Annotated in this window: 21 protein-coding genes; 9 read left to right on the top strand and 12 right to left on the bottom strand. The window is 54.6% G+C overall.

Features of this window, described 5'->3' with window-relative positions:
• Position 1: 1 nt before the first annotated feature.
• From BB497_10480 to BB497_10465, 4 genes are all read left to right on the top strand, one after another.
• The gene (locus BB497_10480; GenBank protein AVI63085.1) at positions 2 to 310 is read left to right on the top strand and encodes a ribosomal subunit interface protein; all 309 of its coding nucleotides are present in this window, start codon (positions 2 to 4) and stop codon (positions 308 to 310) included.
• Between the two features lie 4 nt (positions 311 to 314).
• The gene (locus BB497_10475) at positions 315 to 785 is read left to right on the top strand and encodes a PTS IIA-like nitrogen-regulatory protein PtsN (protein ID AVI63084.1); all 471 of its coding nucleotides are present in this window, start codon (positions 315 to 317) and stop codon (positions 783 to 785) included.
• Between the two features lie 75 nt (positions 786 to 860).
• Complete coding sequence (locus BB497_10470) at positions 861 to 1778, top strand: RNase adaptor protein RapZ (protein AVI63083.1); 918 nt, start codon at positions 861 to 863, stop codon at positions 1776 to 1778.
• Positions 1779 to 1839: 61 nt separating this feature from the next.
• Complete coding sequence (locus BB497_10465) at positions 1840 to 2109, top strand: phosphate ABC transporter permease (GenBank protein AVI63082.1); 270 nt, start codon at positions 1840 to 1842, stop codon at positions 2107 to 2109.
• A gap of 40 nt (positions 2110 to 2149) precedes the next feature.
• Here BB497_10465 and pmbA read toward each other — a convergent pair whose 3' ends face one another.
• A complete protein-coding gene (gene pmbA, locus BB497_10460; GenBank protein AVI63081.1) occupies positions 2150 to 3490 on the bottom strand; it encodes a metalloprotease PmbA in 1341 nt (446 codons plus the stop codon).
• A 97-nt stretch (positions 3491 to 3587) separates the two neighbouring features.
• On the opposite strand from pmbA, the gene BB497_10455 reads away from it, so the two are divergent.
• On the top strand, positions 3588 to 4109 hold the full coding sequence (locus tag BB497_10455; protein AVI63080.1) for a hypothetical protein: 522 nt from the start codon (positions 3588 to 3590) through the stop codon (positions 4107 to 4109).
• Positions 4110 to 4116: 7 nt separating this feature from the next.
• On the opposite strand, the gene tldD is transcribed toward BB497_10455, so the two are convergent.
• The 7 genes from tldD to BB497_10420 form a co-directional block, all read right to left on the bottom strand.
• A complete protein-coding gene (gene tldD, locus BB497_10450) occupies positions 4117 to 5571 on the bottom strand; it encodes a metalloprotease TldD (protein AVI63079.1) in 1455 nt (484 codons plus the stop codon).
• A complete protein-coding gene (locus BB497_10445; GenBank protein AVI63078.1) occupies positions 5568 to 9428 on the bottom strand; it encodes a hypothetical protein in 3861 nt (1286 codons plus the stop codon). Before BB497_10445 ends, tldD begins: the two co-directional genes overlap by 4 nt.
• Entirely contained in the window at positions 9428 to 10891 is a 1464-nt protein-coding gene (locus BB497_10440) for a ribonuclease G (GenBank protein ID AVI63077.1), read from the bottom strand. The genes BB497_10445 and BB497_10440 overlap by 1 nt, the downstream gene beginning before the upstream one ends.
• 57 nt (positions 10892 to 10948) lie before the next feature.
• Positions 10949 to 11587 (bottom strand): septum formation protein Maf, encoded by a 639-nt coding sequence (locus BB497_10435; protein AVI63076.1) that lies wholly within the window; start codon positions 11585 to 11587, stop codon positions 10949 to 10951.
• An 82-nt stretch (positions 11588 to 11669) separates the two neighbouring features.
• Complete coding sequence (locus tag BB497_10430; protein AVI63075.1) at positions 11670 to 12158, bottom strand: rod shape-determining protein MreD; 489 nt, start codon at positions 12156 to 12158, stop codon at positions 11670 to 11672.
• Positions 12158 to 13099 (bottom strand): rod shape-determining protein MreC, encoded by a 942-nt coding sequence (locus tag BB497_10425; GenBank protein AVI63074.1) that lies wholly within the window; start codon positions 13097 to 13099, stop codon positions 12158 to 12160. Before BB497_10425 ends, BB497_10430 begins: the two co-directional genes overlap by 1 nt.
• 23 nt (positions 13100 to 13122) lie before the next feature.
• Complete coding sequence (locus BB497_10420; protein ID AVI63073.1) at positions 13123 to 14160, bottom strand: rod shape-determining protein; 1038 nt, start codon at positions 14158 to 14160, stop codon at positions 13123 to 13125.
• A 229-nt stretch (positions 14161 to 14389) separates the two neighbouring features.
• On the opposite strand from BB497_10420, the gene BB497_10415 reads away from it, so the two are divergent.
• From BB497_10415 to gatB, 3 genes are all read left to right on the top strand, one after another.
• The gene (locus BB497_10415; protein ID AVI63072.1) at positions 14390 to 14677 is read left to right on the top strand and encodes an asparaginyl/glutamyl-tRNA amidotransferase subunit C; all 288 of its coding nucleotides are present in this window, start codon (positions 14390 to 14392) and stop codon (positions 14675 to 14677) included.
• A gap of 93 nt (positions 14678 to 14770) precedes the next feature.
• Entirely contained in the window at positions 14771 to 16231 is a 1461-nt protein-coding gene (locus tag BB497_10410) for an aspartyl/glutamyl-tRNA amidotransferase subunit A (GenBank protein AVI63071.1), read from the top strand.
• Positions 16231 to 17685, top strand: a complete 1455-nt coding sequence (gene gatB, locus BB497_10405; GenBank protein ID AVI63070.1) for an aspartyl/glutamyl-tRNA amidotransferase subunit B — start codon at positions 16231 to 16233, stop codon at positions 17683 to 17685. Before BB497_10410 ends, gatB begins: the two co-directional genes overlap by 1 nt.
• Positions 17686 to 17776: 91 nt before the next feature.
• On the opposite strand, the gene BB497_10400 is transcribed toward gatB, so the two are convergent.
• From BB497_10400 to BB497_10385, 4 genes are all read right to left on the bottom strand, one after another.
• The gene (locus BB497_10400) at positions 17777 to 18271 is read right to left on the bottom strand and encodes a phosphohistidine phosphatase SixA (GenBank protein AVI63069.1); all 495 of its coding nucleotides are present in this window, start codon (positions 18269 to 18271) and stop codon (positions 17777 to 17779) included.
• Complete coding sequence (locus tag BB497_10395; GenBank protein AVI63068.1) at positions 18264 to 19331, bottom strand: glycerol-3-phosphate dehydrogenase; 1068 nt, start codon at positions 19329 to 19331, stop codon at positions 18264 to 18266. The genes BB497_10400 and BB497_10395 overlap by 8 nt, the downstream gene beginning before the upstream one ends.
• A 99-nt stretch (positions 19332 to 19430) precedes the next feature.
• Positions 19431 to 21335 (bottom strand): molecular chaperone HtpG, encoded by a 1905-nt coding sequence (locus BB497_10390; GenBank protein ID AVI63067.1) that lies wholly within the window; start codon positions 21333 to 21335, stop codon positions 19431 to 19433.
• A gap of 100 nt (positions 21336 to 21435) precedes the next feature.
• Positions 21436 to 21783, bottom strand: a complete 348-nt coding sequence (locus BB497_10385; GenBank protein AVI63066.1) for a hypothetical protein — start codon at positions 21781 to 21783, stop codon at positions 21436 to 21438.
• A 100-nt stretch (positions 21784 to 21883) separates the two neighbouring features.
• Here BB497_10385 and BB497_10380 point away from each other — a divergent pair, with 100 nt between their 5' ends.
• Positions 21884 to 23833, top strand: a complete 1950-nt coding sequence (locus BB497_10380) for a lytic transglycosylase (protein AVI63065.1) — start codon at positions 21884 to 21886, stop codon at positions 23831 to 23833.
• Positions 23834 to 23851: the final 18 nt, after the last annotated feature.

Below are 23851 nucleotides of genomic sequence, written 5' to 3'. Positions count from 1 at the left end.
AATGCAAGTAAATATCACTGGTCATCATGTAGATCTGACTGACGCCTTGCGTGACTACGTCAATGAAAAACTAGCGCGCGTTGAGCGCCACTACGACAACATTACGACAGTACAAGTGACCTTATCTGTTGAGAAAGAGCGACAGCAAGCTGCCTGCACACTGCACGCAGCCGGGGCTGATCTTCACGCCGAAGCATTAGATAATGACATGTACGCCGCTATTGATGCTTTAGCGGATAAGATCGATCGTCAACTCGTTAAACACAAGGAAAAAGCACAAGCTCGCGCCCAAGGCGCTGGTGTGCGTTAATTCAATGACGTTGGAAACCATACTCCCCCCGGAGCGCGTGCTATACGACGTGCCCGGGGGCAGCAAAAAAAGGGTGCTGGAGTTTTTCAGCACTTTTATTGCCCAAAACACCCCTAGCCTGGATAGCCAGGAAGTCTTTAGCCGTTTAATTGGTCGCGAACGCCTGGGAAGTACTGGTATAGGTAATGGCGTTGCCATTCCCCATGCTCGAAGCCCCCACTGCATCGCCCCTATTGCCGGCTTTTTAAAGCTTGCCGAGCCAGTCGATTTCGATGCCATTGATGGCGACCCTGTCGATCTGGTGTTTGTCTTGTTGGTGCCGGAAGAAGCTGACGACACGCACTTAGCATTACTTGGGCAAGTTGCCACCATCATGAACGAGGCTGATATGCGCCTGCAGCTTCGGAAAAGTACTAGCCAGCGTGAACTTCTTGAGCTTATCACCTCAAAAATTCGTGAAAAATCGGCGCACTAAGCGTCTACCTCGACGCTAGCCGCTACCTTTCTTCATTTTAAGCCTCATTTTTTTTGGCAGCCCAAGAGAAACTCTATGCAATTGGTGATCATTAGCGGCCGTTCTGGGTCCGGTAAATCTATCGCCTTACAAGCGTTAGAAGATCTTGGCTACTACGCCATCGACAACTTACCTGCGATGCTGCTTGGCTCTTTAGTAGATGAGCTGCGTGTTCAGGGTGGGCGTACCCATTTAGCGGTAAGCATTGATGCCCGTAACCTGCCAGCAGCTCTTGAGCGCCTGCCAACGCTACTTGAAGAGCTCAACCAGCGGCAGATTCGTTTCCAGGTAATTTACCTGACCACCGATGCAAGAATTTTATTAGAGCGCTACTCCGCTACACGTCGTCGACATCCGCTAACTCGCGATAGCGACATGACGCTTGAGGAAGCCATTAACAAAGAAGAAGAAACGCTGCTTGAGATACGCGACCTTGCTGATCTCATGATCGACACTTCACGGCTTTCGGTGCACGACTTACGTCGCCGTATTACTGATCAAGTCGCCCATCAGCATAGCGACCAGCTAACCCTCACCTTTGAGTCATTTGGCTACAAGCGGGGCGTACCCCTAGATGCCGATATTGTGTTTGATGTGCGCTGCTTACCTAACCCCTACTGGGACCCGACGCTACGTCAGTACACTGGCAGAGACGCTAACATTGTGGCTTTTCTCAGCAGTTACCCCATTGTCGATGCGATGAGCAACGACATTTACAGCTGGTTAGAGAAGTGGCTGCCGGCTTACCAAAACAGCCAGAGAAGCTATATGACCATTGCAATCGGTTGTACCGGCGGCCAGCACCGCTCTGTTTACATGGTGGAGGAACTCGCGCAACGGCTCGTAAAACACATAGGGGAAGTACAGCTAAGGCATCGAGAACTGGGAATTCAGTACACTCTCGGTGAACAACCGGCGCAACCATCACCTTCAGAACCAGTCGAACCTGAGTAGCTTTAACACCTTAGATGCACGTATCCAACAAGACGACACCACTCGGCAAAAAGGAACCAGGGTGCCAGAACGAAATTTAACCCTTACCAATCAGCGCGGCTTACACGCGCGAGCGGCGACTAAACTGGTCAAATGCGGGCAACAGTTTTCAGCCAACATTTTCGTTTACAAGCAACAGCAAAAGGCCGACGCGGCTAATATTATGTCGCTACTGATGCTAGCAGCACCTTGTGGCACCGAGTTAAAGGTTATCGCAGAGGGCGATGACGCTGAACAGGCGTTGGAGGCTATCCAAAGCCTGTTCGACGCGAGATTTGATGAGGATCAATGATGGAACTAATCAGCTAACCGCCATCCCCAAACATGAGTTGCTAGCTGCCTGCGACCGTCATGGCATCAATTAACCAACTGCCGGTGTGAATACTGCCACGGGTGTCTATGTCATCAGCAACACCGACCAAGCCCGCAAACATGGTGTTGAGATTCCCAGCGATGGTGAACTCTTCTATAGGGTACTGCACTTTCCCATTTTCAACCCAAAAACCCGCTGCCCCTCTTGAATAGTCACCGGTAACGCCATTAACGCCCTGCCCCATTAGCTCGGTTACCCAAATCCCCCGACCCATCTCTTTCAGCAGCGCGTCCCGGCTCGTGGCAGGGTTTACCAATCGAATATTACGCGCACCGCCAGCATTAGCCGTGGTTTGCATCCCTAAACGGCGAGCGCTGTAGGATGAAAGCATATAGCTTGCGATATTTCCCTGGTCAATAAAGCGGTTATTGCGCGTTTGCACGCCTTCGCCATCGAAGGGAGAGCTTGCGGTTGCCCCCACTTCCATCGGCCGCTCTTCTAGGCTAAACCAGTTGGGAAAAAGTGGCGCCCCTAATCGGTCGCATAAAAAAGATGCCTGACGATAGAGCGCGCCGCCCGCTAACGCACCCATCAGGTGGCCAATTAGCCCACTGGCAAGCGTAGGATCAAAAAGTACGGGGAAGGTGCCTGTCGGTGGGCGCTTCGCGCCTAAGCGCCTAAGTGTCCGAGCAGCCGCCTCTTGTCCCACGCTTTCAGGATCACGAAGCTTGCTCGGATTTCGCGCCGAGGTGTAGTCATAGTCCCGCTGCATGCCATTTTCATCCTGGGCAATTAACATGCAGGAAAGCGAGTGACTGCTACCCTTTTGCGTTCCCAAAAAACCGTGGCTATTGGCATAGACACGCACGCCTTCACCACTAGAAAGCGATGCCCCCTCCGACTGATGAATCCCCGCCACGCTGCGGCCAGCCTGCTCGCAGGCCAAGGCTATTTCAATAGCCTCATCGGTGGTTAGCGGCCAAGGGTAATGCACTTTTAAATCGGGCAAATGCGATGCCATCAGAGCAGCATCAGCCAACCCTGCAGCGGGGTCTTCCCCTGTGTAGCGGGCAATCGCCAAGGCCTTTTCCACCGTCGCTTTAATAGAGGCACTGCTTGCATCGGAAGACGACGCGCTGCCTTTACGCTGCCCCACATACAGCGTCACGGCGATTCCTTGGTCGCGTGAAAGCTCTACCGTTTCCACCTCGCCCAAGCGCACGCTGATGCCCACGCCTTGGTCGACGCTTGCACCTACTTCGGCTGCATCTGCACCGAGCTGCTTTGCCAGCGCCAACGCTTCTTCTGCATGTGTAGTTAACAGCGCCTGCTGTGAGGTTGCGTCAAATGCCTGTGCCATGTTGTGGCCTCCTTTTCGCCAGAATCGCATTGGCGAATCAATGTTGTTGTCGCAGCTGATATAATGCTGCAAACGAATCTGATCAGTGAGTTCTAGTATGCCTAAGAAACGCCCCGAACCCTTCGATAGTGATGAACAGGAAGAACGCCCGAGCAAATCTCAGCTAAAACGAGAAATGCATGCGTTACAGGCACTTGGCGAAACACTTATTGCCATGAAGCCCGCAGAACTGGCGCGCTTTCCGCTCTCTGATGACATGCTGCGAGCCATTGAGGAAACCTCCCGCATCCGCTCCCATGAAGGGCGTCGGCGCCACATGCAGTACGTGGGAAAACTTATTCGCAAAGAGGACCTCGTCGCTATTCAAGGGGTATTTGACGGCATTGAACAAGAGAAAGAGCAGCGTGACCATGCCTTTCATCGCCTTGAGAAATGGCGTGACCGTTTAATCGACGAAGGCGATGACGGTGTTGACTTATTTCTTGCCGAGTACCCTGACGGCGACCGCCAGACGCTGCGCCAGCTAGTGCGCAATGCACGAAAAGAGCGCGAACAAAGCAAGCCACCTACCAGCTCGCGTAAGCTTTTCAAGCACCTACGCGAGACGTTGGCCCTCTAAGTTTGGGTTAAGACGACTGGGTGCCACCAACGGTCAGCTCATCTAGCTTCAAGGTGGGCTGACCAACGCCGACCGGCACACCTTGCCCCTCTTTGCCACACACCCCAATACCTGTGTCCATTTCCGCATCGTGGCCAATCATAGAGACTCTTCCCATGGCTTCTGGCCCATTACCGATGAGGGTAGCGCCTTTTACAGGCGCAGTGATTTTGCCATCTTCGATGAGATAGGCTTCGCTAGCCGAGAACACAAACTTGCCCGACGTAATATCCACCTGCCCGCCACCAAAACTCACCGCATAGATACCGCGCTTGACGCTCTTAATAATATCGCTCGGCTCATCCTGGCCAGCTAACATGACGGTATTGGTCATCCGCGGCATCGGCAGGTGGGCGAATGACTCGCGTCGAGCATTGCCGGTCGGCGCCATGTTCATTAACCGGGCGTTAAGCTTGTCCTGCATATAACCCGTTAAAATACCGTTTTCGATGAGTGGCGTATTTTGCCCAGGCGTGCCTTCATCATCAACGCTGAGCGACCCACGCCCATCTAATAACGTAGCATCGTCGACAATAGTCACGCCTTTGGCAGCAACACGCTGACCCATTCGCCCAGCGAATGCCGAGCTACCTTTACGGTTAAAATCTCCCTCCAAGCCATGGCCGACCGCTTCGTGTAGCAGGATGCCTGGCCACCCGGCGCCGAGTACTACTGGCATTTGCCCTGCAGGCGCGTCCACTGCATCTAAATTTACCAGGGCTTGGCGCACCGCCTCCTTGGCGTAACGCGCGGCAACGCCCTCATCTCGCAGCCTTGCCATGGAGTAACGCCCACCCCCCCCTGCACTGCCGCGTTCGCGACGGCCATTTTTATAGGCAATAACGCTGACATTAAAACGCACTAGCGGGCGGATATCTGCTGCTAAAGTGCCATCGCTGGCACGTACCAGCACGACCTCGTAGGTACCGGACAGAGAAGCGCTTACTTGACTGATACAAGGGTCAGCCGCACGCGCCACGCGGTCGGCCTCTTTCAGTAGCGCAACCTTATCTTCTGCTGTGAGGCCTGCTAGCGGGTCAATGCCCGCATAAAAGGGTGCTACAGAAACAGGCCTTACCGCCTGCCCGGAGAGCTGCTTGCCGCTACGTACAATCCCCGCTGCGGTGCGGCCAGTGTCCACCAGCGCATCGGCGGTAATCTGGTTTGAGTAAGCAAAGCCGGTTTTTTCGCCTGCTAGCGAACGTACACCCACCCCACCATCAATGTTGTAGCTGGCTTCTTTTACCTCGCCATCTTCCAACACCCATCCCTCTTGCCAGGTGCGCTGAAAATAGAGATCGGCGTAGTCGATGCCTGCCCCCATGGCATAGCCAAGCCCTGTGTCCAACGCATCTAGGTCAAGACCACTCGGCGTTAACAGAATGGAAACAGCGGTATCTAAATCGCTTTTAAGTGCGGTCATTGAGGGCCTTCTAAGGTAACCTGCGGCGATGTCCAAGGACCTCGCACGCGATAGTGAATAGTCGTCGCTCGATCAAACGCATCGCCAAACAGCTGGTCGGCGAGGAATAAGGCGCCCCCCACAATGGGGGCGCCCACGGCAATGGCCGCGATGGGTAAACTTTGGCTAACTGGCAGTGTGACGCCTAAACGCTGATCGAGTTCACGCTGCGCTAGGTTGATGTTGCCGGTAAGCGTCATTGAGGCTGCCGGGGCTTCAATATGCAACGGCCCGCGCATCATTAATTTCCCACCAGCCACATCCGCTGTGCCATATACCCTATCAAAAGCGGTGCCTTGACCCGTAACATCAGAAAAATCCAGACGTAATCGGCGCAATATGTTGTCAAAATTAAGCAGCCCAACCAACCTTGCGGGCGCGGACTCCAATGTCACAAAACGGCCATCGCGGATATCGATATCAATCTCGCCGCCCGCTCGGCTCAAGTCAAGCTGCCAGGGTGCGCCAGGCCATGCTAGCTCAGCGTTGATGTCCGTTGAACGGCTACGCATCGCCACCGGCTGGCCAAGCCGCTCTAGAGCAGTACCCACATCCCCTCCGAGGATTGAAATATCGGCCCGAGTTTGACTGTTCACCGCACTGCCTTCCCAAAATAGTTCGCCCCGAGCCGAAAGCTGGCCAAGGGTCAACCCAACGGGTGACAGCGAAAAGCGTCGATCATCGGTTTGCCAATAGGCCGTTAGCGGACCAAACCGCCCCCCACCCAAGCTGATTTCTGCAAGTCGTAACCGACCACTGGGCAGCTCGGCCAGCCATGAAGGAATGGGTGCCGACGTTGAGTACCGTGTTTCCACTGCCTCTACCCATGAGGCGGGTGAAGCTTCACTGCTACTATGTTCTTTAGAGGGCATGTCGAGCAATCGCTCGGCCTCCAGCGAAGTAATCATTATATCCAGAGGCCGCGCGGTCTTGGGGCGATACTCAACCCGACCCGAGATTAAGTCACCGTTAAGCAGCATTCCCATCTGCTGCCCATGGATATCGCCCGACATGTTAATTTCACCAAAGCATTCGCTGCGGTAGCGTAAACACGGGGTACTTACCCTTAGCGAGATAGGTGCTTCGCTCTCTTCGTAATCAATATCTACCGACGACTGGCTTTGCATCAACGGCGCAACCGCTGCATGCCATGCCATTGGGTCTATTTCAGGTAGTTCGGCGACGACGTTAAAACCTGCCTGGCGCAGCCAGCCTTCCGGCAACGACGCAGTCCCCAGCGCCAACTCGCCGGCTAGTTCGCCATTTGCTAACGGCTGCCCACGCGCATGAATAAGCTCGGCTAGCTGGGTTTCCAGTCGCCCGCTCTCTATATCGGCCGTAAAGAGCCAGGGCCAGGGCTGCTCAGCGGTTTTAGCGAAGGGTTCAGGTAAGTGACTCACCACGCCCAGCCAACGGCTTTCGAGAGTTACCTTAGGCGTCGGCTCAAGGCGGACCTGACCACGCCACTCAGCACTGCCCTCAAATACTTGGCGAGCCTGCTCAGCAGGTATGTCTGCCAAGCGGAACAGCGCAGCGGTATTAACATCGCCACGTAAGTCGATTCGGTCTTGCTGGCTATTAACATCCGCCACAATTCGGCCACCTAGCAGCCGACCACTGGCATTACCTGACAAAACATACTTTTCGTCATGCTGCTGCCAGGTCAGCGCTCCCTCAACATTGGTTAAGGGTAACTCTAGGGGCTGATAGGCGATGCTTGAAAACTGCGGGCGGGCATTGACTTCCACCTGCAAGGTGTCAGGCGCATTAAGCGGTACCGAAAGGGCAATATCTCCCTCCACGTGGCCTTCAGCACGCACATCGTCAAGCAGCGACATATCGACATTAGGAATAGCCTTGAGAAACTGAAGTAGCGATTGGCCATCGCTCTTTAATTGCCCTGAGAGCCTTAGCTGCTCATCGGCCATTATCAACTCACCTTCAGACGCCTGCACACCGTGGCTCTCGGCATACTCAATGTGGGCCTCAAGCACCTGCTCTTTCCAGGTCAACCGCCCCTCCACGTGCTCTAGCCGTGGCCAGTCGGGCGCGATAGGCATATGCCCCTGTGTTACCGACAGAGCCAGCGTCGCAGAGAGCTCATCGGCTGTTTGGTCGGTAGCTAAGGGCAGGCTAAGTTGGAGAGACCCGCTGGGCACATAGCCACCGATATCGTTGAGCAGCCATTCACGCATTCCGGGTTCAAACGCGTAGATGGGCAGCCAGTGAGACAAGGGGTATTCCACAGCATCGACGTTGGCAAAATCGATATCTAAACCAAATTGACCACTCTCTTTATCCCTAATTAACCCAAAGCCGCCGCTAACCTCTGCACCATCCCACTCCACGGCTAAATCACGACCACTAATCATTGTATTGGGGCCATCATAGACCCACTCCACCACGCCTTGGGCATGACTAAGCTGCATGGGGGCAATAAATAACCCAGGAAAATGTAGCGAACTATCTCCCGCGCTACTGAAGGTCACTCGGCCACGAAAATCCCGCGCTTGTACCCAGGCATCCAGTGGGCCGCCGCCGGGCGCCTGCTGCCAGGGCAAAACGGCAACATTGGTCAGCGCCGCATCAACCCCCCAGTGCCCCTCATGCTGGCCAACACTTAGCCCTTGAACTTGGCCACTGGGGGAAAGGGTTTGAAGCACCCGGGTTACTGATTCGGGCAACAGCAAATAGTCGCGCCAGGCGGTCAGTGAAGAGAGTTCAAAAGCACTTGTGCGAAGCTCCCAAAAATCAGCTTGGTGCGACAAATACCAGTGGTTCGGTAGCGCTGGGCCATCACTAATGCCAGAGGGGCGCGCCCACTCAACACTGTCAGCGTCGGCACTTAGCCACGCTTTGCCACCCTCACCATCACGCTGCCAAAGGCCCGTTGCCTCAATATCTTGTAATACCGCGTATTGAATTTCATGGCGCAGAGTAAGCTCGGGGATACCCACCGCCAGGCGCGCTTCATCGAGCCGACCGCTATGCCACCGTCCCCATAGCTTAACTTCGCCCCCTGCCTGTTCTAGGTGGGGCATATAGTCCGGCCGAAATACCGCCGCTAATGACAGCAAGTGATCAAGCTGCATATCGAGCTGAAGCGCCGCAGAGAAGTCGCTAAATCCTCGCTGCCCTGGCTGCATTTCCACCTGCATATTCAGCGCAGGAAGGGCCTCTTCATCACTTAGGTCGGGGGTTTCTAGAATATTCACGACCCCCTCTAGCCGTGTGCGCCGCTCATCACCGTTGAGCAATAAGGTAGGCGCATGCATGGCCACCTCATCTTCTTCTCCATGCAGCACAACGCGTGTGTTATCCACCCACAAGCGCTGGCGCAGGATAATGCCTGTCCACTTATCAATTTTGGCTAAATCCAGCGTAGGCTCTGGCGCTATAAACTCGGGTAGCTCGGCAGGGTTTGGCCAGCCCCAAGCAGCGTCTTGCTGCTGGTAAAGATGAAACTCAGCCCCAGTAATACGGGCATCGTTAAAAATGGGGGCAACACTTAGGAGCGAGGCCCAGCTATCAAGCCGCAGGTGGGCCTGCTCAAGGGATAGCAGCCGTTGCCCTTGCGGCGTTGCTGCTTCTAAGCCCTCTAAGCGCAGAAATAAATCGTTGCGCTCAAGGGATAGAGAAAGGTGCTCAATAGTCACCGGTACGCCGATACGCGCTTCAAGGAGCGCTTCAATGTTGGGCGTTAGCGCCCCTACTTGGCTAATCAGCAGCCTTACTACCAAAAGCAGTATGGCCAGCATGCCAAGCAGCCACGCAAATGCAACCAGGAGCCACCGTACCCACGAACGTAGCGCTATCATTACATCAGCACAATATCGTACTGTTCTTGGGAGTAGTGCTGCTCAACCTGAAAACGGATCGTTTTGTTGATAAAGCTCTCCAGGTCAGCCACTGCTGCGGACTCTTCATCCAACAAGCGGTCTACCACTGGCTGGGATGCGAGTACCATATACGTCTCAGCGCTGTAAGCTCGCTCTTCGCGCAGTATTTCACGAAAAATTTCATAGCAAACAGTTTCAGGAGTTTTCAATGTACCGCGTCCGCTACACGTAGGACACGCTTCACACAATGTCTGCTCCAAGCTTTCGCGCGTACGCTTGCGGGTCAACTGAACTAAGCCAAGCTCGGTTACCCCGGTACACTTGGTTTTAGCGTGATCCCGCTCTAGGGCTTTTTCCAGTACGCGCAACACCTGACGTTGATGCTCAACATCTATCATATCGATAAAGTCGATAATGATAATACCGCCCAAGTTGCGCAACCGCAGCTGACGCGCTATCGCCGTCGCCGCTTCAAGATTGGTTTTAAAAATGGTTTCTTCGAGATTACGGTGACCGACATAGCCCCCGGTATTAACATCAATGGTGGTCATGGCTTCAGTGGGGTCAATCACTAAGTAGCCGCCCGACTTTAACTGCACTTTACGCCCTAACGCTTTTTGAATTTCATCCTCAACGCTGTAAAGGTCAAAAATAGGGCGCTCGCCGGGATAGTACTCAATACGATCCACCGCCTCAGGCATAAACTCTTCGGCGAACTCCACGAGTTTGACAAAGTTTTCCCGGGAGTCGATACGCACTTTTTCAATATCATCACGCATCACATCGCGTAACGTGCGCATAAAAAGCGGTAGGTCGTCGTAGATGACGCTAGGCGGAACAGCCGTGATTTTTCGCTCACTTACTTTGCGCCAGATGCGCAGCAGAAAATACATATCCCCTGCCAGCTCTTCTTCGCCCACGCCTTCAGCCGCTGTGCGGACGATAAACCCCCCGGTCACATCGATGGTTTGCTCTTCTATACCCTTATCCAGCAGGGCTTTAAGCCGCTCCCGCTCGCGATCATCCTCTATACGCTGGGAGACGCCATGGTGTGGCGAGTCAGGCATGTAAACAAGGTAGCGTGAAGGAATTGAAAGGTGCGTTGTCAGTCGCGCACCTTTGCTGCCAATCGGGTCTTTGGTGACCTGCACCACCAGCGCCTGCCCCTCATGGAGTAACTGACCAATCGTTTGCTGCTCATCACTGGGCGTGCCCGGCGGCATCACTTCATGGGCATGAATGAATGCTGCACGCTCTAAGCCAATATCAACAAAGGCAGCCTGCATACCAGGCAGTACCCGCACTACTTTACCTTTGTAGATATTACCTACGATGCCGCGCCGACGTGAGCGCTCAATTAGCGCCTCTTGTAGCACGCCATTTTCTACCAGCGCAACGCGGGTCTCCATTGGCGTTAAATTTATGAGGACTTCACCGCTCATGCAAAATTCCTTATTGGGTCATAATCCTTGCCAGCACAGCAGGCGGTGAAACAGCGGTCACGTACTTCGATAACGCCCCGCCCATATAGGCACCCCTTGCTGGCACAACAAGCGCGTTGTTTCGAATAGCGGCAGCCCCACGACGGCGGAGTGACTACCGTGAATTTGCTCAACAAACACCGCTGCTAGGCCTTGAATCGCATAGCCACCGGCCTTATCCACTGGCTCGCCGGTTTGCCAGTAGCAAGCTATTTCATCCTGATCAATTACACGCATCTTCACTTGCGTGGTGACACAGCAAGAGAGTACACCCTGGGGGCCCACCACCGCGACCGCCGTTAGCACCTGATGGGTTCGCCCAGAAAGCGCTGAGAGCATTGCGGCGGCGTCTTGTTCGTCGCGAGGCTTGCCCATTATGGTGCCATCAATCACAACCGCCGTATCCGACCCTAACACCGGCAACTTGGTTTGCGGCACTGCCGCTTGTGCTTTGGCAATCGCCAGTCTCTCAACATAAGCGCTAGGCATCTCGCCAACTAAAGGCGTTTCATCTACATCACTGGGCAACACACTCACGGGAACACCGATAGAGGCCAGCAGCGCTTTGCGCCTTGGTGACGCAGAGGCCAGGCATAGCACCGGCGCAGGCTCTTTACGCGGCGCTGTGGTAGCGTCTAATCGCTGCGGCTTACTCATCAGAGCCTCTCTGTATGCGGTTAGTTCGCACCGGCATATAGGCCTGTAAACACCAGATACTCATCATTACTCAACGCCTGTATCAGGCACCTGCTAAGCGGCGCTCCAATGCGCGCAGCATGGTCGCAAGCCATGGCCATAGCAACGCGCTAATTATAGAGGGTATTAAGAAGGATAAGTGGATCGAAAAATCACCCGTTAGCGTGCGCAACCACTGCTCAATCAACTGCACAATGCCCAATAAAACCAGCACTAATACCGCTTGTTGAACTAAGGAATAGGTACGAAAGCGCGGGTAAACCAACGCACATAAAAATGCCAACAGCGAAAGTATGACCGCATGTTGGCCGAGCGATGTTCCCTCAATTAAATCCATCAAAATACCAATCACAAAACCGTGAAACACCCCTACCCGACTAGGCGCCCGCATACACCAGTAGACCAACATGAGGCCAATCCACTCGGGTCGATATACCTGCCAACCATCAGCCAGAGGCATTACTTGCAAACACAGCGCCAGTAAAAAGCTCAACCACACCACTACCAGTGGCACCGCGGGTGCTCGTGCCATTAGGGCACCTCCTGAGTCACTGGTTGATTGGGTAGCCCAAGGCGCTGCGCCGCGTGGATCGCACTGGCTGATATATCCATGTCCTCATCCCAATCCGCATCGCCTAACTCCTCGGGCGGAGGGGGAAACAGCAACAGAAAATGCCGCGAACGCTGCAGCTGGGCGGAGGGTTCAGCGGTTACCTGGGCAAACGGCTGGCCCGGGTCATGATACACCTCGGTTACTCTCGCTACTGGATAGCCGGGCGGAAAGCGCTCGGCCAGCCCAGAGGTAGTCAGCAAATCACCCTCGCGAATATCCGCGGTATCCGGCACATGCAGTACGCTAACGCTGCCATAGCGTCCAGTACCCTGCACAATAAAACGCAGCCCATTCCGATTCACCTGAACAGGAAGCGCATGACTTGCATCTGCGAGTAAAAGGACACGACTAGAGTATGCCGACACGGCCGTCACCTGCCCCACTAGACCAAATGCGTCAATGACTGGTTGGCCAACATAGGCACCATTGCGATGCCCGCGGTCAACCACCATCTGGTGGCTAAAAGGATCGTTATCCAGGGAGAGTAGCTCGGCGGTCATGTAGGGAATTTCATGTCGCTCTGCGGCCTGTAGCAGGCTACGCAGCTCAGCATTTTCAGCGGTTAAGCTGGCTAAACGCTGACCGCGGTGAGAAAGCGTTAGAATCTGCTCACGTAAGCGGCGATTTTCGTCTACCAACGCTTGCTGATCAGAAAGCGCAAGCGCCCCCCAGTTCAGTAGATCGCTAGGCACGCTAACTACCCACTGAATAGGGGCCACAATCATGGTCATTTGAGCGCGAACATCTTCCATGCGCGTAAATCGCTGGTCAACAAACATTAAAACGCTTGCTGCCAACACGCAGAAGAACAGCCGGTAACCCGGCAACGGCCCGTGCGAAAACAGCGGTTTAATAGGCAATCCCCCGCGATAAACCGCTCTTATCAGTCGCTAGACAGCAACTCAAAGGTATGCTGATCAATCATTTCAAGCGCCTTACCGCCGCCTCGCGCGACACAGGTAAGCGGATCTTCCGCCACAATCACGGGTAAGCCTGTTTCTTCAGCAATCAACTTATCAAGATCGCGTAACAAAGCCCCACCGCCAGTTAGCACCAAACCACGCTCAGCGATGTCAGAGGCAAGCTCTGGCGGAGACTGCTCAAGTGCGCTCTTCACCGCCGCCACAATAGAGGCAAGCGTTTCCTGCAGCGCCTCTAGAATCTCGTGGGAATTAAGTGTAAAGCTCCGCGGAATACCCTCAGCTAAGTTACGACCGCGCACATCGATCTCGCGCAGTTCGCCGCCGGGGTAAGCGCAACCAATCTCTTCTTTGATGCGCTCAGCAGTGGCTTCGCCAATTAGACTTCCGTAGTGACGGCGCACGTACGCAGTGATTGCTTCATCGAAACGGTCACCACCGACGCGAATAGACTCTGAATAAACCACGCCATTAAGCGAGATAATGGCAATTTCAGTGGTACCACCACCGATATCCACCACCATCGAGCCTTGAGCCTCTTCTACCGGAAGCCCAGCACCAATGGCCGCTGCCATTGGCTCTTCAATCAGAAACACTTCACGAGCGCCAGCGCCTTCCGCTGATTCGCGGATTGCACGTCGTTCCACTTGGGTGGACATACACGGCACACAGACCAGAACCCGAGGGCTTGGTGTGAGGAAAGTGCTCTGATGGACTTTACGGATAAAGTGCTGAAGCATCTGCTCGGTAACGGTAAAGTCGGCGATAACGCCATCTTTCATCGGGCGGATGGCGGTAATGTTGCCTGGCGTGCGGCCAAGCATACGTTTGGCATCGGTGCCTACCGACGCCACGCTGCGCATATTGCCAGACTGGCGGATGGCAACCACGGACGGCTCATCGAGAACGATGCCACGACCGCGTACATAAATCAGTGTGTTGGCCGTACCCAAGTCGATCGATAGATCGCTGGAAAACAGCCCCCTCAGACGTTTGAACATGGATGTTGTTACCTAGTGCAGACCGGGAACCCTGTGCGGATGCAAACGGTATCACCGCAACCCCTTGGCAGCAAGCGCGAGTCTCGCCTAACACTGCCCGCAAGGGCCAATATGTGGTACCTTTTGCGGCTATTTTCTACGTCTGCAACACAAGACGAATTTAAGATGACCGTATGTATACCGCTGAACGCGGAATATGTTCCATCACATTTGCGAGGAAATCTCGATCATGGCGCTTGAAGACTCTCATGTGCGCCGGGCCGCGCACTTGGCCCGACTCGCCGTTAGCGATGACCAAGCCAGTGGCTTTGTGGACGACCTAAGCCGCATCCTGGACATGGTCGATCAACTGCAAAGCGTTGATACAGAAGGTGTTGTGCCGCTTGCACACCCGCTGGATGCCACCCAGCGCCTGCGTGCTGACGAGGTAACGGAAACCAACCAGCGCGATAACTTCCAACGCTGCGCCCCCGCGGTGGAAGAAGGCCTCTACCTTGTACCGCGCGTCGTGGAATAAATAGTGGAATGAGTGGAAACCCCCGCCCGCCCAGCGGGCGGCGCTGTTTTCTCTCCGCCTCTCCTTTTCGCCCCCGAACGGAGCTTCCGGGTCATGCATGACAAAACCGTTACCCAACTGGCCGCTGCGCTTAAAAGCGGCGAGTTTTCCAGCCGCGAGCTTACCTCGCACTTTTTACAGCGCATTGAGCAAGCCGATGGGACGCTCAATAGCTTTATCACTGTGACCGCTGAGCAAGCGCTCAATCAGGCCGACGTTGCCGACCAAGCACGCGCAGCGGGCAACGCCGGAGCGCTGGCAGGCATTCCCCTGGCACTGAAAGATATTTTCTGTACCCACGGAGTGAAAACCACCTGCGGCTCAAAAATGCTCGATAACTTTATCGCGCCCTATGATGCCACCGTGGTAGAAAAACTCAGCGCGGCCGGCACCATCAGCCTGGGCAAAACCAATATGGATGAGTTCGCCATGGGCTCATCCAATGAAAACAGCTACTTCGGCGCGGTGAAAAACCCCTGGGATTTATCAGCAGTGCCCGGTGGCAGCTCAGGTGGTAGCGCCGCTGCCGTAGCAGCAGGGCTAGTACCCGCCGCCATGGGCACTGATACCGGCGGCTCTATTCGCCAACCCGCGGCATTTTGCGGCATCACAGGCCTGAAGCCTACCTACGGACGCGTCTCCCGCTACGGCATCATCGCCTACGCCTCAAGCCTTGACCAAGCAGGCCCCATGGCGCGCAGTGCAGAAGATTGTGCCCATCTGCTCAACGTGATTGCCGGGCATGATGTGCGCGATTCCACTAGCGTTGCCCGCGGCGTTCCTGACTACACCGAAACCCTTAATGCACCGCTGTCAGGACTCAAAATCGGCCTGCCGAAAGAGTATTTTGGCGACGGCCTTGACCCTGAGGTTGAGAAAGCCGTCCGCGAAGCGGTGAAGGTCTATGAATCGTTAGGTGCCACGGTGAGAGAAGTTAGCTTGCCGCACACCCATTATGCGATTCCCGCTTACTACGTCATTGCTCCGGCCGAAGCGTCTTCTAATCTCTCCCGCTATGACGGTGTGCGCTTTGGCCATCGCTGCGATGCGCCGGCTGACTTGATTGACCTTTACACCCGCTCGCGGGCAGAGGGGTTTGGTGAAGAAGTTAAACGCCGCATTCTGATCGGCACCCACACGCTGTCCGAAGGCTTTTTTGACGCTTACTACACTAAAGCGCAAAAAGTACGCCGCCTAATACGCCAGGATTTCTTAGACGCTTTTGAAGATGTGGACGTACTGATGGGCCCAGCCTCGCCTACGCCTGCTTTTGATCTTGGCGCTAAAAAAGACCCAGTATCAATGTACTTGCAAGATATCTACACCATTGCCGTCAACCTTGCAGGCATTCCAGGCATTAGCGTACCCGCGGGCTTTGCGGGAGGTCGTCCTATCGGCCTACAAATTCTGGGCACCCACTTTGCCGAGGCGCAGCTGCTTAACGTGGCACATCAGTTTCAGCAAGCCACCGATTGGCACTTAAAACGTCCTGCTTTTGCCGAGGAGAACGCCTAATGCAATGGGAAACGGTGATTGGGCTTGAAGTCCATGTTCAGCTTGCAACACGCTCAAAGATATTCTCCGGCGCCTCGACTGCCTTTGGCGCAGAGCCAAATACACAGGCCTGCGCCGTTGATTTAGGCTTGCCAGGCGTCTTGCCAGTACTTAACGAGCAGGCCGTCGCCATGGCGGTGCAGTTCGGTCTTGCGGTTCATGCCGACATTCCTGAAGTGTCAGTGTTTGACCGCAAAAACTATTTTTATCCGGATTTGCCCAAAGGCTATCAAACCAGCCAGATGTATCATCCAATTGTGGGTGCCGGTGAAGTTGAGATAACCCTGGATGACGGCACCACTAAACGTATTCGCATTCACCACGCTCACCTTGAGGAAGACGCAGGCAAATCGCTGCACGAAGACTTCCACGGCATGACCGGTATTGACTTAAACCGAGCAGGCACGCCGCTGCTGGAAATAGTCTCTGAGCCAGACATGCGCAACGCGAAAGAAGCTGCGGCGTATCTCAAAGCAATCCACTCCATCGTGACCTATCTGGGCATTTCCGACGGCAACATGGCCGAAGGCTCCATGCGATGCGACGTTAACGTGTCGGTGCGCCCGAAAGGCCAGGAAGCCTTTGGCACCCGTGCGGAAATTAAAAACGTCAACTCGTTTCGTTTTGTCGAGCGGGCCATCGCTTTTGAAGTTGAGCGTCAAATCGAGCTGATCGAAGATGGCGGTAAGGTGGTACAGGAAACCCGCCTGTTTGACCCCGAACGCGATGAAACTCGCAGCATGCGTACCAAAGAAGAAGCTAACGACTACCGCTACTTCCCCTGCCCGGACCTACTCCCGGTGGTGTTAGATCAGGCGTACCTTGAGCACCTGCGAAGCCAACTGCCCGAGCTACCCGCTGACAAACGGGCGCGCTTTCAAGCCGCGCTTGGGCTATCTGCTTACGACGCAAACGTACTCTCTGCCAGCCGTGAAATGGCTGAGTTTTTTGAGGAAGTACACCGGGTATGCGGCGATGCTAAGCAGGCCGCTAACTGGGTGCAAGGCGAGCTGTCAGGCGCGCTAAACCGCGAAAACTTGAGCATTACTAACAGCCCAGTGTCTGCGCGCCAGCTAGGCGAACTGATCAGCCGCGTACTGGACGACACCATTAATGGCAAGGCCGCTAAAGAGGTCTTCCAGGCGCTCTGGAATGGTCAGGGTGAGTCGGCCGATGAGGTCATCGAAACCAAAGGCCTTAAGCAGGTGACTGACAGCGGGGCCATTGAAGCGATGATCGACCAAGTGATCGCTGAAAGCCCGGCCCAAGTGGCCCAATACCGTGATTCTGAGCCAGAAAAACGCGGCAAGATGATTGGCTATTTTGTGGGGCAGGTAATGAAAGCCTCTCGGGGCACCGCTAACCCACAGCAGGTAAACGGCTTGCTCAAAGAGAAACTGGATGCGCTGTTGTAAAAAACCGAGTGCAACGGTCTAAAGCACCCTTAATATTGACGTATATTGTATGGATCCTAGCGGCTGCCTTGGCAGCCGCTTTTTTGTATCGCTATAACAACTCACCAGGCTGAGTAAAACGGGTTAATCGCGCGCAGCCTGCGGCCCAAACGTCAGCGTCCAGCTCCGCGATTGCCGCAGTAGGAAACCCTACCCCTTGGCTAGCGGCCCCTTCTACTAAAAGCCCCGTCAAATCGCCCGCTAGCGGCATATGACTGACCAACATAATCGCGTCACCTTCAGGCTGACTCAGCAGCCAATCACTCACAGCAGCAGGCGAATCATCCGGCGTAATAAAGTCCAGGGTATGAAGCGCCACACCTAAGGCATCGCTAAAGCGCTGGGCCGTTTGCTGGGCACGCACATAAGGGCTTGCATACAGTATGGGTTGCGCTAATTCGCCCTGCTCAATTCGCGCTGCCAGCCAGCGCGCCATGCTATCGGCTTCTTGTTCGCCACGTGGCGTAAGCAACCGAGCGTGATCAGGCAAGCCAGGGGCGGCTTCCCCATGGCGCATAATCAGCAGCTGGCGCGCTCCGCTACTCATGCCAGCCTCCGCTGTTGCGGTGCGCCTGCTGAACGGCCTCGCGGGGCAAGATAAACTCCACGTCGCTGCTTTGCTCGCCCATCATCAGCGTTCCCGCCATCTCCTGAGCAGGCACGCCCTCGAACAGCACGCGGTTTAACCCCTCCGCCAGCGGCATGTAAACGCCCATTTCGCGAGCCTTTTCACACACCAGTTTAACCGTGTTCACGCCCTCTGCGACTTGCCCAAGCGCCGAGACAGCTTCTTCTAGGCTGCGCCCTTCACCCATAGCAAAGCCTACTCGGTAGTTACGAGACAAGTTAGACGAACAGGTAACAATTAAATCACCCACCCCGGCTAAGCCCAAGAACGTCATAGGGTTAGCTCCCTGGGCGACCGCAAAGCGACTCATTTCAGCCAGCGCACGGGTCATCAGCATACTGCGGGTGTTTTCGCCCATGCCGAGCGCTGCCGCCATACCAGCGGCAATGGCGTAAATGTTTTTGAGCGCGCCGCCCAGCTCAACACCGTGGCGGTCATTGCTGGCGTACACACGAAAATAGCCACAGCCTAGCGCTTGCTGCACTCGTGTGCGGGTAAGCGCGTCGGCACTGGCAATCACCGTAGCGGTTAGCTGCTTGTCAGCTATTTCAGATGCCAAATTAGGCCCTGCAATCACGCCAATATGCGTAAAGCCTGTCTCTTGCTCAAGCACTTGGCTCATCAGTAAAAAGCTGTCTTGCTCAATACCCTTGGTAGTACTGACCAAAATTTGCGTAGACGTCAGCCAAGGCTTTGCAGCCTGCACAACGCTACGAAAGGCCTTGGAAGGTATTGCAATTAATACCAACTCGGCACCTTCAAGCACGGCCTGCATATCCGTAGACGCCTGTACCACCGGGTTAATGGCGTAGTGCGGCAAATAGCGCCCGTTGCGATGCTCGTGGTTAATTTGCGTTACCAGCGCCTCATCGCGCATCCACTGGCGCACATTAGCGCCGTTATCTGCGGCAATGCTGGCCAGCGCAGTCCCAAAACTGCCGCCGCCAAGTACCGCGACATTGATCTGCTGTTCAGCCATAACGATATCCTGGTAGTTGTTCACTCGTATGCGGCATACCTTACCAAACTAAACGGCCCGCTTGGGTTTCAAGCGGGCCGTGGCAGCGTTAGCTGTTCATTAGGCAGTTAATACACTGTTGAGTCGCTTAACGTAAGCAGCTGGGTCGTCTAGCTGGCCACCTTCAGCGATAATGGCCTGATCCAGCAGAATATGGGCTAATTGACCGAACAGATCGCCTTCGGCGTTTTCCAAACGCGCCACTAGGGCATGCTCAGGGTTCAATTCTAAAATAGGCTTTACTTCCGGCATTTTTTGGCCGGCGGCTTCCATAATGCGGCGCATCTGGTAGCCCATTTCATGTTCCGGCAGAACAACGCAGGCCGGCGAGTCTATTAAGCGATGGGTAATTTTTACGTCCTGCACGCCGTCGCTTAGCGCTTCTTTAACGCGCTTCACCAAGTCTTCCTTCGCTTTAGCGGTCTCTTCCTGCGCTTTTTTCTCGGCCTCGTCTTCCACATCGCCAAGGTCTAGCTCACCTTTTGCCACATCGGCAAAGGATTTACCGTCAAACTCAGTCAGGTGGCTCATTAACCATTCATCAACGCGGTCAGAGAGGAGCAGCACCTCAATACCTTTCTTACGGAAAATCTCCAAGTGTGGGCTGTTTTTTGCCGCATTAAAGCTGTCCGCCACCACGTAGTAGATCTTCTTCTGGCCTTCCTTCATGCGCTCAACATAATCTGCCAAGGAGTGCTCTTGGGCAGCAGAGTCTGTATGGGTAGAAGCAAAGCGCAGTAGACCGGCAATTTTTTCACGGTTAGCGAAATCTTCACCCGGCCCCTCTTTCAGCACGCTACCAAAGGTATTCCAGAACGTCTGGTACTGCTCACTGTCTTTGGACAGTTTTTTGAGCATATCCAAGCCGCGCTTAGTTAATGCACCCTTAATTTTATCAACCTTGGGATCTTGCTGAAGCAGCTCGCGGGACACATTCAGCGATAGATCACGGGTATCCAGCACGCCTTTAATAAAGCGCAGGTAAAGCGGCAAGAACTGTTCGGCGTCGTCCATAATAAACACGCGCTGAACGTAGAGTTTGACGCCACGAGCGCCGTCACGCTCGAACATATCAAACGGCGCACGACCAGGTACATAGAGCAGGCTAGTGTATTCGAGCTTGCCCTCAACCTTGTTGTGGCTCCAGGTTAGCGGGTCGCTGAAGTCATGGGCAACGTGCTTGTAAAACGCTTTATATTCGTCGTCGGACACCTCACTTTTCGGGCGTGCCCAAAGCGCGGTGGCTTCATTGACGGTTTCCCAGGTAGTCACTTCACTACCTTCTATCTCGTTGCCCTCGTCGTCTTTTGCCGTTTCGATTTTCGGCATGCGCACCGGCACTTCGATGTGATCTGAATACTTACGCACTAAGCTCTGCAGGCGGTAGTCATCTGCGAACTCTTTAGCATCCTCTTTAAGATGCAGGGTAATTTCGGTGCCATGAACCTCACGCTCAATATCAGCAACCGTGAACTCACCCTCGCCTTTCGAGCGCCACTCAACCCCATCAGAGGCGGCTGTGCCCGCTTTGCGGGTGCGTACCGACACTTCATCAGCGACGATAAATCCTGAGTAAAAGCCCACACCAAATTGGCCAATTAACTTGGCGTCTTTTTGCTGCTCACCGGAAAGCTGCTTAAGAAACTCGGCAGTGCCTGAACGGGCAATGGTACCCAGGTTAGCAATCACGTCTTCACGATTCATACCAATGCCGTTGTCGCGCAAGGTAATGGTGTTAGCGTCGCTATCGTGCTCAATTTCAATACGCAGCTCACTGTCGCCTTCGTACAGCGCATCGTTGTCTAGCGCGGCGTAGCGTAATTTATCGCAGGCGTCAGCGGCGTTAGAAATAAGCTCGCGTAAGAAAATTTCCCGGTTGGAGTACAGGGAGTGAATCATCAAGTTTAGGAGCTGCTTAACTTCCGTTTGAAAGCCAAGAGTTTCTTCGTGGGTCGCAGTCGTCATGCGCTTAGCCCTCATTGTTCACGTTTTACTGGATGCTTCCGCCTACAGAAGACAGAAGCGAAAAAGATGTGAACTCAATATGGGGTTAGGCAGCGCGATTTCAAGAAGCTGAATGTGGAGAAGCATAAGTATCGACGCTGGCGTACTTCCAAGCACGGTAGTCAACGAGGCGCAGATCAATGCGGTTTAACAACCAACCTACAATTATTACATCGTCGACAAGGCCAATAATCAGCAGAAAGTCGGGAATGAGGTCGAAGGGCATGATCAAATAGGCCAGGGCAAACGCCGTCATGCCAAATGCAGACCAGGGTACCGGACGGAAATCGCCGCGCAGTACATCACGGGTCATCGGCACAAATGTCTTTAATGCACGACCAATGCGTCTAACTGCCCATACGCGGGTTTTTAGTCGACGTAATAACCACCAAGTGGATAATGGGGTCATCGCAATTGAATCCTCTAAGTGTCACGATTGTCAGAACACTGTTTACGCTTTAAGTTCACCATAGCGGCTGTTAGCCCGCTAGCCAGCAAGAGGACGTGTCATGCAGGCTTCGCCATTTCGTTCCACCCTTCGCAGCCTCTGTACGGCTGTATTGGTAGGGTTACCGGTTGTCTCTTGGGCAGCCTCTGACGCCGCTATGCGCGATGCCCTTGAAGCAGCGCGTCAGCAGCAGTGGCAGCAGGTTGATGAGCGCGCAATTGAGGGGCATATTCTTAATGGCTACGTTGAGTATCACCGCTTGCGTGGCCAGTTGCCGAATGTTTCGTCTAGCCAAATACAGCGCTTTATAGACCAGCATGCCGACTCTCCCTTATCCGAGTGGATGCGGGGTCAAGCCATCGCCAAGTACGGCCACGCAGGCCGCTTTGGCGATCTGCTAGCAGTCGCTGACGGCGAGCCCGCAGGCACCGCTCGCCAGTGCTATTACTATACGGCCCTGCTGGACAGAGAGCCTCAGCAGGCTAGAGAAGCAGGCCTTGCGCTATGGCGGGTCGGCAGCTCACAGCCTGATGCCTGTAACGCACTATTTAGCCGCCTAAGATCAGATGGAACGATTAATGCCACGGCTATTTGGGAACGAAAAATGCTTGCGTGGCAAGCGGGCGAGGAGCGTTTAAGCAGTTACCTAGGCGGGCTTCTAAGTGGCCAATGGCAAACGGCCCGCGAGACGGTTGAGTCTGTTAGCAATAACTCCCGCGCACTCACCTCAGCACCCGCCTGCCTTGGCCCTGAATGTGCCGCTACATCCGCCTTTTACAAAGCCGCCATGCAGCGCTACACGCGGGAAAATACCCCCGCTGCCTTTTCGGCTTGGCAGGAGATCGGGCCACGTTTGAGCTTAGCAGCCGCCGACCGGCAGCCGATTGAAGAAGAGCTAGCTTTTTATGCCTTAGTACGCGATGTGCCAGGCACCTTAAGTTGGATAGACAGTGTATTACCCAGCCTAGAAAGTGAGCGCGTACTGGAACTTCGGGTTCGCCGCGCCCTGGCCGAGCGTCAATGGACAGAAGTCATGCATTGGATTGCAGAAATGCCAGCCAGCCAGCAAGAGAGGAGCCGCTGGCAGTATTGGCTGGCACGGGCCAACCATCAGCTCGGTAACCACGATGCTGCCGAAGCACGCTATCGCCAGGCGGCTACTGACCGCAGCTTTTACGGCTTTGCCGCTGCTGAACGGCTTAATCAGCCTTATCAGCTCAACTTAGAACGCAATCATTTTGATGAGGCATCCAGAGAACTAACGGCGCAGCTGCCCGCCGTACAGCGTACCGAGGCGTTACTGCGTATTGGTGAAGAGGGGCTTGCCAACAGTGAGTGGCTACACGCTGTGCGCAATGGCACTCCTCAGCAGGCGCGCGCCCTTGCTGACTACGCCGCAAACCAGCAGTGGCACGCGCGCTTAGTGCAAACCACCATTGCTGCTGAGATGTGGGATGCCCTTGACTGGCGCTTCCCCCCCGCTTATCACGACAGCTTTATGCACTGGGGGCGTTTAACCGGCGTCGACCCGTTCCTATTAATGGCCATTACCCGTCGTGAAAGCGCTTATAACCCTGTTGCTCTTTCGCCAGCAGGTGCACGGGGCCTCATGCAGCTAATGCCAGGCACAGCAAGCCAGGTCAGCCGCCAGTTAGGTCTTAACGACCCAGGCCCCTATGGCGTACTAGATCCAGAACTCAATATCCGCTTGGGTAGCAATTATCTACGCGACAAAATTGAGCGCTACCAGGGCAATCGCCTAGCCGCTGCAGCCGCCTATAATGCAGGCCCCGGGCGGGTAGACCAGTGGCTGGGTAGCGGCGTGGAGTCATTTGATTTGTTCGTGGAGAGCATTCCGTTCCGAGAAACCCGCGATTATGTTCAAGCAGTCCTTAGCTACCGCGTTATTTTCGAAAGCTTAGCCAACGGCGGGAATAGCGACGGCGTATCTCTACTCAGTGAGAATGAGAAAGCCGTACACTATGACCGGGCCCTCCTCGTTCGCCGCTAATCACTTAACGGACTTAAT

This window comes from Halomonas sp. GFAJ-1 (genome assembly GCA_002966495.1).
Lineage (GTDB): Bacteria > Pseudomonadota > Gammaproteobacteria > Pseudomonadales > Halomonadaceae > Vreelandella.
This window is presented reverse-complemented; position numbering and strand designations above follow the sequence as displayed.

Coding starts and splice junctions, on each gene's coding strand:
- BB497_10410 (AVI63071.1), top strand. CDS start 14,771: ATGCATGACAAAACCGTTACCCAACTGGCCGCTGCGCTTAAAAGCGGC.
- BB497_10380 (AVI63065.1), top strand. CDS start 21,884: ATGCAGGCTTCGCCATTTCGTTCCACCCTTCGCAGCCTCTGTACGGCT.
- BB497_10445 (AVI63078.1), bottom strand. CDS start 9,428: ATGATAGCGCTACGTTCGTGGGTACGGTGGCTCCTGGTTGCATTTGCG.
- BB497_10390 (AVI63067.1), bottom strand. CDS start 21,335: ATGACGACTGCGACCCACGAAGAAACTCTTGGCTTTCAAACGGAAGTT.
- BB497_10430 (AVI63075.1), bottom strand. CDS start 12,158: ATGGCACGAGCACCCGCGGTGCCACTGGTAGTGGTGTGGTTGAGCTTT.
- BB497_10395 (AVI63068.1), bottom strand. CDS start 19,331: ATGGCTGAACAGCAGATCAATGTCGCGGTACTTGGCGGCGGCAGTTTT.
- pmbA (AVI63081.1), bottom strand. CDS start 3,490: ATGGCACAGGCATTTGACGCAACCTCACAGCAGGCGCTGTTAACTACA.
- BB497_10455 (AVI63080.1), top strand. CDS start 3,588: ATGCCTAAGAAACGCCCCGAACCCTTCGATAGTGATGAACAGGAAGAA.
- BB497_10440 (AVI63077.1), bottom strand. CDS start 10,891: ATGAGCGGTGAAGTCCTCATAAATTTAACGCCAATGGAGACCCGCGTT.
- BB497_10435 (AVI63076.1), bottom strand. CDS start 11,587: ATGAGTAAGCCGCAGCGATTAGACGCTACCACAGCGCCGCGTAAAGAG.
- BB497_10385 (AVI63066.1), bottom strand. CDS start 21,783: ATGACCCCATTATCCACTTGGTGGTTATTACGTCGACTAAAAACCCGC.
- BB497_10420 (AVI63073.1), bottom strand. CDS start 14,160: ATGTTCAAACGTCTGAGGGGGCTGTTTTCCAGCGATCTATCGATCGAC.
- BB497_10415 (AVI63072.1), top strand. CDS start 14,390: ATGGCGCTTGAAGACTCTCATGTGCGCCGGGCCGCGCACTTGGCCCGA.
- BB497_10400 (AVI63069.1), bottom strand. CDS start 18,271: ATGAGTAGCGGAGCGCGCCAGCTGCTGATTATGCGCCATGGGGAAGCC.
- gatB (AVI63070.1), top strand. CDS start 16,231: ATGCAATGGGAAACGGTGATTGGGCTTGAAGTCCATGTTCAGCTTGCA.
- BB497_10470 (AVI63083.1), top strand. CDS start 861: ATGCAATTGGTGATCATTAGCGGCCGTTCTGGGTCCGGTAAATCTATC.
- BB497_10475 (AVI63084.1), top strand. CDS start 315: ATGACGTTGGAAACCATACTCCCCCCGGAGCGCGTGCTATACGACGTG.
- tldD (AVI63079.1), bottom strand. CDS start 5,571: ATGACCGCACTTAAAAGCGATTTAGATACCGCTGTTTCCATTCTGTTA.
- BB497_10480 (AVI63085.1), top strand. CDS start 2: ATGCAAGTAAATATCACTGGTCATCATGTAGATCTGACTGACGCCTTG.